This window comes from Shewanella sp. NKUCC06_TVS (genome assembly GCF_019345515.1).
GTDB classification, from domain to species: domain Bacteria; phylum Pseudomonadota; class Gammaproteobacteria; order Enterobacterales; family Shewanellaceae; genus Shewanella; species Shewanella oncorhynchi.
This window is the reverse complement of record NZ_JAHKQX010000002.1, coordinates 369578-382981: the sequence shown is the minus strand read 5'-3', so window position 1 is coordinate 382981 and position 13404 is coordinate 369578. Positions and strand designations below refer to the sequence as shown.

Genomic DNA, 13404 nt, shown 5'->3' with positions numbered 1-13404 from the left:
CAGATTTAACTTTATTATGATCATTTCCCTACCTCGCTTTTACTCAAACATCTTTGGGCGACTTGGTAGATGATGGTGTCGACTTGTTGCTGGGTAAGGGCTTGGGTTCTGAGTGTTGGGATCGTGCCGACTAATTGTTTGTGGTTAACGATCGGGAACGGTGGCTTGGTCTGGCAGGTGACAAACCAGCCGGGGAATACGAGTACTGGTGTGGCGGCGACGGGTGTTCCTGTGGCTTTGGTTAACCATTGGCTGACCCATTTGCTTTGCCGTTCGGCTTGTTCTATGGGCTTGGTTTCAGTCCATGAGGGGAAGTTTAAGCGCCCGTCTTTATAAAATACTTGATAGCCTTTTTTGCCAGAGCTTGAGCCATTGCCATTGGTTTGGAGTAGGTCTTTGTTCCGTTTATGGCGGCCTTTGGTTTCAATGGCGAATACGCCATTTTTGCCTACGACAAGATGGTCGATGTTAAAGCCGTCGGCTTGGACATCGTGAAACACTTGATAACCCAATGCTTGTAAGCCTATGAGTTCATTGGCTGTGGCGATTTCTGCTGTATGACCTAGGCGTAACTTGGTGAGCTTTGAAAAGTTTTTCCATGTTTTAAAGCCGCAATAGGTTAAGCCCATTAATGCTGTGATGCTTAATAACCAAGGGAATTTACCTACGGCGATATGTGCTTGAATGCTGTTGAGTGCAAAGGGGAAGCAAAAAATCACGGCTCCCATCATCATGTAGCCCATTAAATCTAATTGCAGATCTTGGATTTGCTGTTGTAATCCATAGGCGGGGATGCGGATCAACTGCTCACGATCAACGGGTAGGGTTAGCGTTGCATCGCGATATTTAAGAAACACATGTAACACTCCAGCGCCGACAAACAGACTGGATAGAATAATTACAACGGATAATAGATTGCTGCCGAAGTCTGCCATTTACGTCCCTGAAGTAATGCGAGTCAACAGCCAATCTAATGACATAACCCGCTAATAAAATGTACTTATTATTTTGGAAAGTGGTGGCAGACTTGTCTGTTTAGAGTTTGGGCGCACATTGCTGATTTGCTTCTTCTTCCCTAAATGGCGTGCTCGATGATTGAGTTCGAGTTTGCCCTGCATTTTCCTTAAGTGGTCACACTTTTTACTTTGTGGTCACACTTTAACCTGCTCAATACGGTTTAATCAATGCGCTTTATCACAAAAATGTATTTTAAATAACAACTTGTATACAAGTTACTCTGCGGAAAAGATCTGATAGGCATCATTTGTCGCGTCGCGTTTTTAGATTCTGATATTTTTCCTTACTAAACTTGCCGATCTACACAAGTGTTAAACAAGATTAAGCACTTCATGTAAATAACTGCCCGTAGTAAGGATATTTTATATCACCTCATCGGACTAGTTTCAGGTGTCAACATACTAATTATAATATTTTTTTGAGTTTTTTATCATTATTCTCCCATACTTAATATTTATTCTGATATTGGCTGTGACAAAACTTATTAGTCTGTTGAATGACTAGGTTTCTCAATTTTAATTTTATGGCCAATTTATGTGTGTTGATTTTATTTTTGTTAAGGAAATGTATGAATAAGGCTTTATTATTTTTTTCATTAACCCTACCTTTTTCAGCTGCTTGGGCTGCTAATGAAACGTTTAGGGATGATATGGAGAGCCAAACTAGCATATTGGAAACGCTTAGATCTGCGGATATCGATGAGATAGATGATATAAATAATATAGATGAGACAGATGGTCCAGATAACCATTTGGAAGCTGGTCACAGTCATACTTATATTCGTTGTTGGTATAGATTAGATCAAACGCATAATAATCCTGCAACTGAACATAGGTGGGCAAAGCAAAAGGACAGTGATGAATATTATTCTATTCAAGGCGCTTGGAGACATAAGCTTTCGGGTAAAAATATGTTTTATACAGAGACGTCACAAGATGAAATCATGCAACGGTGTGTCGATACATTAGGGGTTTCAAGCAACGAAGTCGCAGATATTACCTTCTTTGCTGCTAATGAAAAATTGTCATTTAATCAGACTATCTGGACGCAAGATAAGGCGGATCAAGGGAATAAAATTAACAAAATCATCGCATTTGGTGATAGTTTGTCTGATACGGGAAATTTATTTAATGGTTCTGAGTGGCGATTTCCAAATCCTAACTCTTGGTTTTTAGGTCATTTTTCTAATGGATTTGTATGGCCGGAATATTTGGCTAAATCGCAGAATATTCCTCTGTATAATTGGTCTGTTGGCGGGGCCGCAGGTATTGATGAATATAAGGTTATTCCCGGTTTAGGTCATCAAATACAATCCTATTTTCATTATTTAAAAAAGGCTGAAAATTACCAGCCTGCAAATACGTTATTTACACTTGAAATTGGCCTTAATGATTTTATGAATTATGATCGTGAGGTTAAAGATGTGAGTCAGAATTTAAGTGATGGGTTAAAACGTTTAGTTGATGAAGGCGGGGCTCAGCATATTATTTTATTCACGTTGCCTGATGCTACGCGTGCACCACAGTTCAAGTATTCTACTCAAGAAAACATTGTGAAAATAAAATCAAAAATTGAAGAGTTCAATGGCTTTATTAAACAGCAGGCTCTGTTGTATCAAGCAAAAGGTATAGATCTAGTGCTGTTTGATGCTCATTCTATCTTTGATGAAATTATTCAAAATCCTAAAGAGTATGGTTTTGTTAATGTCACAGATGCTTGCTTAGATATCAATAGAGATAGTAGTAAGGATTATTTGTTGTCACACAGCTTAACAAAAGATTGTGCCTACTATGGCTCTGATAAGTATCTGTTTTGGGGGATCACTCATCCAACGACTGCCGTGCATAAAGTTTTTGCGGATAAGATTATTGAAACAGGTTTTTTTAATCGTCATTAACAGGCGAATAGTCGTCGAGTAAGATATTTTGGTTAAATATATCTCTAAATAATCAATAATATGGAGGTAAGCCAGTCAAAGCTGCTTTACTTCCATGAGTCAATTGAGTCAGTTATAATTTAAGCCAGTAAAACCACATCTTTTGCATTTTTTAGCACCGCTGTTAAATTGCCCGAATAATGCTGATACTTTGAACAGTGGTGAAATCATGTTACTTGACGTGTTGCTCGCCGAGTAGAATGAGCTGCTAAGTAGTATTAGCTAGCTTATGCTTTGTTTTATTGAAGAAATTGCTCGCAAGGCCAATCGTGAAGACAAGTATTAAAGGTGCGTTTGGGGAAGGCCGCTTTAAATCTCAAGCGCTGTTAGACGAGTAAGCGCTGCCCGCTTACATGATGTACATGAATTCAAAAAGCAGCATAAGGGTAAAAAATCGAGTCAAGCTTAACATCCTTAAACTCAGGATGTGTAGTGTTCATGGATTTAGTTTATGTTTAGTCCGCTGTCAGTATGAGTGGCGACTCTTCAGCTGCGTGAGTTTTTGCTGGTAAGGCTGCATGTATAGTGCTGCGAATAAGCTCTAGCTGATAGCTGCGTTTGGCATCGAAGCGGATTAATGGCAGTTTGGCGCTTTCGCAGGCTTGCTCGATGAGGAGGTCGCGTTGCTGAGTACGTGTTTGCTTATGGCTTTTATCGTCGAGTTCGATGGCGGCGATAACTTCAAGTGTATTTTTGTCGCAGAGTAAGTAATCGAAGTGCTTGGCTGAAATTCTATTAAAGGCAATTTGCCAGTGTTTGCGGTTCATGCCTTTTTCTGGTGTGATAACGTCGGCGATACGCACTTTGCCCAGAACTCGGAATTGTTCGCCTACAGCTTGATCTAATATCCCGAGAAAGGATCGTTCAGCACTGGAAAATAGGGCGTCTTGTTTACGGTAGCGATAGTTATTATCTGAAGATGGGATAAGCAGATTAGTGAAAATGCGTAAGAGTAGCGGCACGAAAATGATAATCGCCAAACCCAGCCCGATAAGTATTAATTGATTCGAATTCATCATTACATCCTTGTTTAGTATTGTCATTGTAACTTGCTAAGTACATATCCGTTAGCTGCTAGTACTTTTATGCCAAAAATAATGAGTCTCTGAGTGTAGTGATCACATCTTGTTAGCCACTACATCAACAGTCGTACCGATATTATCAGTACGCATACATCTTAACGATAAAATGCTTCAACTGTGCCTTTTACTGCGAGTAAAAGAGGTTGGCCACGACGGTCTAAGGATTCATTATGGATGGCCATTTATTTTAATGTTTTATGCACTTTAGTTTTCGATTTTTTGAGTTATGCTAAATGCAGCATATAAATTTGCGGGTATCTCTATGTATTTTAAAAGTATCCTTGTTTCGTTGCCTTCTGTTTACGCAATTTTGTGTGTGCTTGGTTGTGGTTTTTTCGCGGGCATCATTGTCGCCGCTGAGGTGCAATCGGCTACTTTTTCTAACGTGTTGCGTGCCGATTTTCGGCATCGTCCTCCTGAGATGGTGCTTGATGAGCGAACTAATACTATGACGAGTCCGTTAAAGGATATTCTTGAGGAAGCGGCGGCTAAGGTCGGTTATCGCGTCGAATGGAGCGCGCGTCCTTTTGCACGCAGCATTCATGAGTTGCGGGTAGGCACGGTCGACATTGTGCCGCGCACGATACGAGACGAAGAGCGAGAGGCATTTGTACGGTTTCTTGGTCCTATCGGCACTCAGACTCGCGATATTTTGTTTCTCGTAAAAGCCGGCGAGGAAGGACGGATTAAGTCCTATGAGGATTTGTATCAGGTTACTGTAGGGGTTAAACGGGGCACAGTTTATTTTGAGCGTTTTAATACAGATCCCGCGCTACGTAAAATTGAGTCTACCGATGATGAAAACATGGCTCGCATGTTTATCATGGGGCGTTTTGACACTATGGTGGTGCTCGATCGTGCCGCCATTGAGAATGCCTTCAAGCAGCTCGGTTACGATCGTTTTAGCTATGCCGATTACCGTCAGTCGAATCGGATCGAACATTATTTTGGTATGTCCCGTAACTCTACCCATGCTGCTATTTTCGATGAACTTAATCGGGCGCTGCTTGATATGGCTGCATCGGGCCGTGTAAAACAGATTTACCAGGCCTATGGTTTAGCCGCAGAAGTAGAATAGGCAAACAAAAACGGCCAATATTAATTGGCCGTTTTTATGATCTAGCTCTTTGCAAGCTTAACGATAAAAGGCTTCAACTGTGTCTTTTACTGTGAGCAAAAGAGGTTGGCCGCGACGGTCTAATAATTCATTATGGATGGCCATTTATTTTGTCTTTATTTTGTCTGCCATTTATTTTTTTATAAACAAAATGCTTGCTGCGATAGGGATGATTTGTTATTACTGGCGCATGAAAAAAATATACGTAAGCGCAATTAACACCACCACTACCACCACGAGAATTCTCGGGGGGTAGTTTTTTGCGTCTTTAAAAAAACCCTCTGAGCGACATCGCCAGAGGGTTTTTTTATACCTTGGTTTTGTATTTCGCTCAGATTTTACTCAGATTTTACTCAGGAGAGAATGATGAAAACACATCGCGAAATTGCAGAACAACTTGACCTATTTCACTCTGAACCACAGGCGCCGGGTATGATTTTTTGGCACCCGAATGGCTGGGCGTTATTCCGAGATATTCAAGAACACATGAGGCGCGTGTATCGCCGAAATGGTTTTGAGGAAGTGAACACGCCTGTTTTTATGAAGAAGGAGTTATGGCAAACGTCTGGGCATATGGACATGTTTGCAGAGAACATGTTTTTCGGTGGCGGAAAGGAAAACATGGATGAATATGTTTTAAAACCTATGTCTTGTCCTGCCCATATTTTGCTGTTTAAGCGCGGGGTACATAGCCATAGAGATTTGCCACTGCGACTATTTGAGTTTGGCTTGGTGCACCGTAATGAATCCTCAGGCTCGTTAAATGGTTGCCTGCGCGCACGCCAGTTCACTCAGGATGATGCCCATGTTTTTTGCTGTTGGTCTCAGGCAGAGGAGGAGATACGTGGTTTTCTCCAGCGTGCAAAGCAGGTTTATGGTGATTACGGCTACCATAATTTAGACGTAAAAATATCGACTAAACCTGAGAAGGCATTAGGCAGCGATGAGCAATGGTGCCGAGCACAAAAGCTATTGGATTCAGCCTGCCAGATTGAGGGCTTTGATGCCGAGTATCAAGCTGGCGAAGGGGCTTTTTATGGTCCCAAAATTGAATTGTCACTGACAGATTCTATGGGAAGACGCTGGCAGTGTGGCACTATCCAGTTTGATTTCAATTTGCCTGAAAGATTCGATGTTCAGTACACAAATGAGCAAGGGGAATTCGAACGGCCAGTGATTATGCACCAAGCTATGTATGGCTCTATCGAGCGTTGGTTGGGGATTCTCTTGGAAGTCTCACAGGGTAACCTTCCTGTTTGGTTACATCCTGTACCTGTTGCTATTGCCTCTGTAAATGAGTCAAACAGCCAATTTGTCCGTCAGTTAGCCGCACTATGTTTAGCACGAGACATGCGAGTGTTGGTTGATATCAGTCAAAACTCAGTTGCCCGCAAAATGAAACGCTTTCACAAGCAAAAAGTGCCTTATATCTTAACGGTTGGGGATAAAGAAGAGGCCGAGAAGTGTGTGTCAGTTAAGTGCCGCAAAGACGGTGTGATGACACACATCCCTCTTTCTGAATTAGCTGACTATCTTGCGGATAAACTAGTGCGCAAACAATAACCTAAGGAAGGCGGTGTTTGTTATCTAAGGCTAGCTAGGGTTCCCACGGCTAGCCTTTACTCATTTTATGATCCGGCTCTTTGCGCTAAGGCTTAACGATAAAAGGCTTCAACTGTGCCTTTTATTGTGAGCAAAAGAGGTTGGCCGCGGCGGTCCATGATTTATTGCGGATGACCATTTATTTTTTGTTTAAATTTTTTCAAAGGTAACATTTTTAGGAGGGAAACTATTAGGTAATGATCCTGATCTTATTTTTCTTAACAATAAACCAGTCAATAGAGAGGTTATATTTTCATCAAAATATTCTACATCTGGCGATCTAGATGCGATTATTGCAGTGCCCCATGTCTCACTGTCTTTTAGATCGGAAACAACCCAAAATATGCAATCACCATTATCCGTTACGCCTATTGGTAAAAGGCCATTAATTTCTGGATAGAGGTTATATTTAAAATACTCTGGGTCTTCATTATTAAGGTAATTGAAATCCTCAATGATTGATTTCTTCTGCTCAAAAAAATCAAGGTCACAATTCGTAGTAAATGGATTGAATATCGCTATAAAATCGGCAATTCTTCCTGTGCCATAACGATTAATAAACGCAATGTAATCCCTGGGAAAACTAAGACCTTCATCTATAGAAGGCCAAACTTTACCAATCCCAGATTCATTAGGGAAGTTAGGGGGAGTTAAAATGCTATTTAATACTGATAGGGTCATGATCTACATTCCACGAGGATTAAGAAGAGCAATGCTTTCAAAGAAACCATCACTATCTTGAGCATTTACTGTTATACCTGCCGATATTCTGGAAGGACCTTTATATATTGGAGTTACCGAGACATCAACTATTTCTCCTCTCTCTAACGCTTTCTCTAGCGAATCCCCAAATAAACTTGATGATATTCAAATAAGTAGGCATGCATAATGCTATTTGATTTAATCCATTTCGCCAAAAATCGACTAAATAGCTGTTCCGAATAGTAGGCCAGTACACTGGTGCAGTTTCAGCAAGTAGTATTGAGTTAGTATCACTTGCTGCTGGGCAAACAAAAACGGCCAATTAGATTGGCCGTTGTTATGATCCTGCTCTTTGCGCTAAAGCTTAACGATAAAAGGCTTCAACTGTGCCTTTTACTGTGAGCAAAAGAGGTTGGCCGCGACGGTCTAAGGATTTGCTTGGCACTTTTACCCAACCTTCACTGATGCAATATTCTTCGACATCAAAACGCTCTTTGCCGTTGAGCTTAATACCGATATCGTGCTCGAAAATTTCTGCCACATGGTGTGGGCTGCGTGGGTTAACGGAAAGGCGATCCGGTAAAGCAGGTAATGATGTTGTGTCGGTCATGGTCGTGATCTGTCGTTGTCTATAGTGAAAAAGCGTGCGCTATTGTAGGCAATCCCAGCGCAACGCTCAAGACTTTAACAGTGACTGATTACGCGCCTTGCGTTACAAGGTTAGGTTGTCCTGTTAGGACACTGCTGTTAAGACACTGTGCCGCAGCTGGAAAAGGCTTTCAGCACTCGGCCGTTTTCTCTGCCCATGACTGATCGCAAATAAACCTTGGCTAATGTGTCGGCATTGATTGCACTAAAACCGGGAAAATAGTCCTGATAGCTCGCTAACGACTCGCTTAATACCGTTGGGCTGACAATGTTTATTCGCTGCTGCGCAGGTAATTCTCCCGCGACGGCGGTAACAAAATGCTCAAGTGCGCCATTGATTGTGGCTGCACTGATGCCATCTTTTACTGGGACATCGGCAATAATGCCACTGGTCAGTGTAAAACTGCCCCCAGCGTTGAGGTATTGGCTACCTATTTGCACTAACTGTATTTGCCCCAATAACTTACTTTGGAGCCCTGTATACCAGTCTGCTTGAGTCATAGCGTTGAAGGGTTTAAACACGACGTCACCCATGGCCGAAATCATTGCATCGACTTTACCGATTTTTTCTAGCCCTTGATGGAGTGAATGTTCATCCCGAATGTCTATCAGGACATCCCCCGTTGTTCGCCCTACCTGAATCACTTCATGCTGAGTTGAATGGAATAAGCGGACTATGGCTTGTCCGATTGTGCCTGATGCACCCACTACGACTATTTTCATGACATGCTCCTAAATTGAATACGAATTGAGGATAGTCTGGTTAATTAAATAGAAAAAGCGCATATAATCACCACATTGTTTCGTTAATAGGTTTAATTGATGAATCTCACTCATCTGCAGTCATTTATGCTGGTTGCCAAAATGCACAGTTTTAGCGCTGCGTCTGAACAACTCGGTGCTTCTAAAGGCTTAGTGTCGCGCCATGTTAAATCCCTTGAAGATGAAATGGGTTGTCAATTACTCCACCGAACCACTCGGCGAGTATCAATGACCGAAGCAGGGCAAGCGTTATATGGTAAAGCCTGCGAAATCGAGAGGCTGGCCAATGAAGCTGGACGTTTAGTGCAGGATTTAACGCAGGACTCCTGTGGCACTTTAAAATTCACCGCTCCAACGGAACTGGGCAAAAAATTGCTGAGTCCTATGCTGCTTCAGTTTATTGCTGCGTATCCTCAAGTGAAACTCGAACTGTGTTTTGAGCAGAATGTTCAAGATGTTGAGTTCGGTAAGTTTGATCTCGCCTTAAGAACAAGCATTGCGCACAGCGATAATCTGATCGCCAGATATCTTGGCAGAATTCGCCATGTCTTAGTGGCTGCGCCCGCACATCCCGCCGCAGAGGTTCGTCACCCTGATGATTTACGCCATTATCGTCTATTGTCTTCGGGCGAAACACAGTGGGTGTTTGAACCGCTCGCAGGGGACAGTCTCACGCTCACTTTTGAGCCTGCACTGTGCAGTTCAAACTATGCCACTACGCATCTGCTTACTTTGAGTGGTACAGGTATCGCTAGCCTGCCTTATTATTTGGTAGAGGAGGATATCGCTCAGCACAAACTCACTTTGCTCGTTCCCCAATGGCAATGCTATCCACATGAGTTGTATATGGTTTATGCCAAGCAGAGCCATTACCCAAAGAAGCTGCGCGATTTACAACATAAGCTACAAACTTGGTGCGAAACTCACTCAAAATATGTGGGTTAATGAGTCATACCAATCACATTAAATATCTAATCAGTTCAGAGCCTCACAGGCATTTCAATCCAAGGCGCATTGACGCAGAAATGGTCATTCCCTTTTAAGTCAATGCAACACGGGAGTGGGATGCCTGTGAGGCTCCCGAAGGGCGGGTTTCAACACGCTTTATACTGCGTTTAAGGCTTTCGACAGAGCACCACTATGCCTTCAAGCCTTCGCCTTGTCTAAAGCGCGTTGAACTCCCGCTGAATGAACAGATATTTAATACGATTGGTATCAAAGCGTCATCGCATCAAATCTTATCCGGCAGAGGGCGGAGCTTTTAGAATAAAGTGAGTCAGAGTACACTGCCGCGCATTGAATTTTTGTATTTGAATCTAAAGTCGAGCATGCTTTTCCCATGCAGGCATAAAAGAGCGGCGATGAACCAAGCGTTATGAACGACGACATTAGTATCTCGCTGCCCTCGCTGATTCATCGAATTGGACGGGAGGCGGTTAAACAAGCTCAAGTGATTGCAACCCAATATGATTGCGAGCTTAAGCGTGTGCGGCGTTCAAGGAATTGGTGCATTGTTGGCGCGGCGATCAAGATCCAATCCTGCTGTGTGCATTTACAAAGTGAGCCATTGCTGGCGCAGCAGTTAACAGCTAAAGATGGCCAGTTTGGTTATCTTATCAAAAAGTTGGAGTCAGCCTTGCTGCAACATGCGGACAAGCTAGAGCCCTTAGAGGCTAAGTTGATTCGGCTTATCACAGAAAACCCTGCGATTACCTTAGGTGAGTTGATGCAATTGACTCAATGCACAGTCACAGAGGCCAGATTGGCACGTTTTCAAGCTGACTCTTGGTAGTTTGTCCGCTGAGTGTTTTTGCTTTGAAGGTTTATTTATGGCTTGTTGTTTCTAACACTTTTATTTGATTTTCGATTTGCTCGGCTTCAGCGGTCAGCATTGAGTAGGATCTAATATCGCCTTTTCTCTGGGCATGCATAGCTTGTTCAAGCTTGGCGTTATATTGCTGAGTTAATTTTTTTAAGGGATTTTTCTTAAATATTGAGAACATGGCCATTTCTATTGGATTGGGTAGTTGGACTTATATACGTAGGCAATGGGATTTAAGTTTTACTTTTTGAAATTAAAAAATCCCACAATCCTTCAATTCCACTGCCATCGGCCTTAGCAAGGCTGAGACCTTATCTTACATTTGCAGCAAACTAATGGGTTGCTATGTCTTATTTAGCTTACAACCCATTGAAAATATTTTAAATCTTAAACTGACCGACGAGCTTACCTAAGTTAATACCTTCCTGCGACACGGTTTGGCTGACTCTGGCAGCATCTTCGCTGGAATGGAGTAACTCATTTACTATCTCTTGGATGGCGAACACATTACGGTTGATTTCTTCGGTCACAGAGCTTTGTTCCGTGGCCGCCGTCGCAATTTGGGTGCTCATGTCGTTAATTGCCGTGACCGCCGATGTCACTGAACCAAGGCTTTCAGAAATTGCACGGGAAGAGTCTACCGAGCGCACGCAGCTTTGCTGACTTTCTTCCATCGTTTTTACTGCCAGTGCGACAAGCTTGTGCAGTTCAGATAGCATCTCATTGATTTCTAAAGTACTTGATTGCGTTCGGCTCGCTAAGTTACGCACTTCATCGGCCACCACGGCAAAGCCTCGGCCCTGTTCTCCGGCGCGGGCAGCTTCGATGGCGGCATTTAATGCCAATAGGTTAGTTTGCTCAGCAATACCGCCAATCACTGACAGCACGTTGTTGATTTTTTTAGACTGTTCGCTCAAGGATTGAATACTGCCCGCTGCATTGTTGATTTGCGCCATGAGTGCCGAAATTTCTTCTAAAGAAGCATCGACGCAGCGCTGAGCATTGGCTACATCGCCAGTGGCAGCGTGAGTCGCTTCAGCCACTTGCGTGGTATTTTGCGCTACTTCGCTGGCGGTGGCTGACATTTCAGTAATAGCGGTAACCACTTGATCAGTTTCATTGTTATGACTGATGAGTTGGCTCGACATGACTTTGGTTTGATCGTGAATCGCGTTGGCGGCGGTTTTAACTTTAGCCGTCGCGTTTGCCACATCGCCTATGATGGTTTGGAGTTTATCGACAAACAGATTAAAGGATTGACCTAGTTGTGCAATTTCATCTTCACCTTTCACTGTGAGGCGTTTAGTTAAATCGCCTTCGCCTTTGGCGATATCGTTTAAGTTGTCCGCCATATTTTTAATTGGCGCGACCATACGTTGGGCAGTGATCAGAATAACAACGGTAGTAATCGCGGCGAGTAACAGCGCAATTAACAGAATGGCATAGGATTTTTCGATCATCTGCTCAGTGACCGTCGCACGATAATCCTCAACGACAGTGTCGATATCATCGATATAGACTCCCGTGCCCAGCATCCAGTCTGTGCCAGGGATCATCATGGAGTAACCGATTTTTTCAATTTGCTCATTGGTATTGGGTTTTTGAAAGTAGAACGAGAAGTTACCGTCCCCTTTTTTAGCGGCATCGAGTAAACCGACAATGATTTTAGTGCCGCGGGGATCTGTCATATCAATTTTATTTTGCCCTTCGAGGTTGGGCATGACGGCATGGAACAGGTTTTTACCTTGGGAGTCGTAAATAAAGAAGTAACCAGAACTGCCAAAACGGATATCACGTAGCGCTTGGTTTACATTGCCATTTTCTTTTAAAGACAATTGATACTGCACTATTCCTGCGGCAATTTCGGTGGCTTCTTTTATTTGTGTTTTACGTTCACCGATGAGCTTAGTTCTAAAGGTCGTCACTTCATCTGCAAGGGCGTCTTGTTCGACATAGTAAGAAACTGTCATGAGTACGAACAAAGTAAAAATTAAAGGGAATAACGACAACAGCAGTAATTTATTACGTAGGCTGAAATTAGACATGCTTGACGACTCCATGATGAACATCTCTTTTATTGCAGGGCAGTATAGCTAATTTCCCATATTCTTAAGTGCTTAAGTTAACAAAAATATAATGGAAACGACAAAAAATACGCTTTTTCTTATGCCTTATGGGTTAAGTTGGGTCACTTGGGTTGATTTTAATCAAGGCCCTCTGGGGTAAATGCGTTCACTATATTAGTTAAATTTGATGCAAATGGCGGCTAGGATTTTGCAAACCTTGAGCAGATATCTAAACTTGCAGCGGGTCGGCAGCAAAGCTACATAGCGGCGAAGGGTAAGGGCGGAACAGTGACAAATGAAAAGTTGATCCTAACGCTGAAAATCTGCATTACTGTAGGCATTTGTCTTATTGCGCTGGGCATCTACTTGCATAACTTTAATGAAACTGTTGAGGCGATGGGCGTGCAAGGGATTATTATCAGCGCCATGTGTGTCGCCTTTGGCATGGCCTTGTCATTACCGACTAAGATGTATTTAACCTTCCTGTTGGTTAAGCGCGAAACTGAAAAACATCCATAATGTGTTTTTGCACAGAGTGTTACTCTGCGACTCATTGGTTTCCTCGCCTTCTTGATTCTCAATCTAAGTACTCGCTTAACCCTACTATTCAACCCACCAAGCTCAGCCGTAAATGCCCTGATTATGGTTTT

At 42.7% G+C, this 13404-nt stretch carries 13 protein-coding genes and 2 pseudogenes; 6 read left to right on the top strand and 9 right to left on the bottom strand.

From position 1 onward, the window contains the following. Positions 1-20: 20 nt before the first annotated feature. Positions 21-935 carry a nuclease-related domain-containing protein gene (locus KO531_RS03745; RefSeq protein WP_219250416.1) on the bottom strand — a complete coding sequence of 305 codons (915 nt, stop codon included), beginning with the start codon at positions 933-935 and terminating at the stop codon, positions 21-23. Positions 936-1585: 650 nt separating this feature from the next. Between KO531_RS03745 and KO531_RS03740 the strand changes: the two genes are divergently transcribed. Next, positions 1586-2914: an SGNH/GDSL hydrolase family protein gene (locus KO531_RS03740; protein WP_219250415.1), complete on the top strand. Its 1329-nt coding sequence runs from the start codon at positions 1586-1588 to the stop codon at positions 2912-2914. A gap of 494 nt (positions 2915-3408) precedes the next feature. On the opposite strand, the gene KO531_RS03735 is transcribed toward KO531_RS03740, so the two are convergent. After that, on the bottom strand, positions 3409-3969 hold the full coding sequence (locus tag KO531_RS03735) for a DUF2726 domain-containing protein (protein ID WP_212599695.1): 561 nt from the start codon (positions 3967-3969) through the stop codon (positions 3409-3411). Between the two features lie 161 nt (positions 3970-4130). Further along, positions 4131-4211: pseudogene (locus KO531_RS03730) on the bottom strand (DUF3297 domain-containing protein); the annotation flags it as partial. 86 nt (positions 4212-4297) lie between these two features. Between KO531_RS03730 and KO531_RS03725 the strand changes: the two are divergent. Beyond that, positions 4298-5113 (top strand): ABC transporter substrate-binding protein, encoded by an 816-nt coding sequence (locus KO531_RS03725; protein WP_247651519.1) that lies wholly within the window; start codon positions 4298-4300, stop codon positions 5111-5113. Between the two features lie 57 nt (positions 5114-5170). Here KO531_RS03725 and KO531_RS03720 read toward each other — a convergent pair. Further along, positions 5171-5257: pseudogene (locus KO531_RS03720) on the bottom strand (DUF3297 family protein); the annotation flags it as partial. A 204-nt stretch (positions 5258-5461) separates the two neighbouring features. Between KO531_RS03720 and thrS the strand changes: the two are divergent. Then, positions 5462-6715, top strand: coding sequence for a threonine--tRNA ligase (gene thrS, locus KO531_RS03715; RefSeq protein ID WP_346345240.1), 1254 nt, complete (start codon positions 5462-5464; stop codon positions 6713-6715). A gap of 189 nt (positions 6716-6904) precedes the next feature. On the opposite strand, the gene KO531_RS03705 is transcribed toward thrS, so the two are convergent. From KO531_RS03705 to KO531_RS03695, 3 genes are all read right to left on the bottom strand, one after another. Continuing rightward, positions 6905-7435: an SMI1/KNR4 family protein gene (locus tag KO531_RS03705; protein ID WP_173496734.1), complete on the bottom strand. Its 531-nt coding sequence runs from the start codon at positions 7433-7435 to the stop codon at positions 6905-6907. Positions 7436-7820: 385 nt separating this feature from the next. Then, the gene (locus tag KO531_RS03700) at positions 7821-8066 is read right to left on the bottom strand and encodes a DUF3297 family protein (protein ID WP_006080205.1); all 246 of its coding nucleotides are present in this window, start codon (positions 8064-8066) and stop codon (positions 7821-7823) included. Positions 8067-8203: 137 nt separating this feature from the next. Then, complete coding sequence (locus KO531_RS03695) at positions 8204-8827, bottom strand: short chain dehydrogenase (RefSeq protein ID WP_131523768.1); 624 nt, start codon at positions 8825-8827, stop codon at positions 8204-8206. Between the two features lie 99 nt (positions 8828-8926). On the opposite strand from KO531_RS03695, the gene KO531_RS03690 reads away from it, so the two are divergent. Both KO531_RS03690 and KO531_RS03685 read left to right on the top strand, forming a co-directional pair. Beyond that, positions 8927-9811 carry a LysR family transcriptional regulator gene (locus KO531_RS03690; RefSeq protein ID WP_219250413.1) on the top strand — a complete coding sequence of 295 codons (885 nt, stop codon included), beginning with the start codon at positions 8927-8929 and terminating at the stop codon, positions 9809-9811. A 430-nt stretch (positions 9812-10241) separates the two neighbouring features. Continuing rightward, the gene (locus KO531_RS03685; RefSeq protein ID WP_219250412.1) at positions 10242-10658 is read left to right on the top strand and encodes a ribosome recycling factor family protein; all 417 of its coding nucleotides are present in this window, start codon (positions 10242-10244) and stop codon (positions 10656-10658) included. A gap of 31 nt (positions 10659-10689) precedes the next feature. Here KO531_RS03685 and KO531_RS03680 read toward each other — a convergent pair whose 3' ends face one another. After that, complete coding sequence (locus KO531_RS03680) at positions 10690-10869, bottom strand: DUF6435 family protein (protein WP_028759324.1); 180 nt, start codon at positions 10867-10869, stop codon at positions 10690-10692. A gap of 199 nt (positions 10870-11068) precedes the next feature. Beyond that, positions 11069-12733 carry a methyl-accepting chemotaxis protein gene (locus tag KO531_RS03675; RefSeq protein WP_219250411.1) on the bottom strand — a complete coding sequence of 555 codons (1665 nt, stop codon included), beginning with the start codon at positions 12731-12733 and terminating at the stop codon, positions 11069-11071. 309 nt (positions 12734-13042) lie between these two features. Here KO531_RS03675 and KO531_RS03670 point away from each other — a divergent pair, with 309 nt between their 5' ends. Further along, positions 13043-13273: a hypothetical protein gene (locus tag KO531_RS03670; protein WP_113939077.1), complete on the top strand. Its 231-nt coding sequence runs from the start codon at positions 13043-13045 to the stop codon at positions 13271-13273. The last annotated feature ends 131 nt before the right edge of the window (positions 13274-13404 follow it).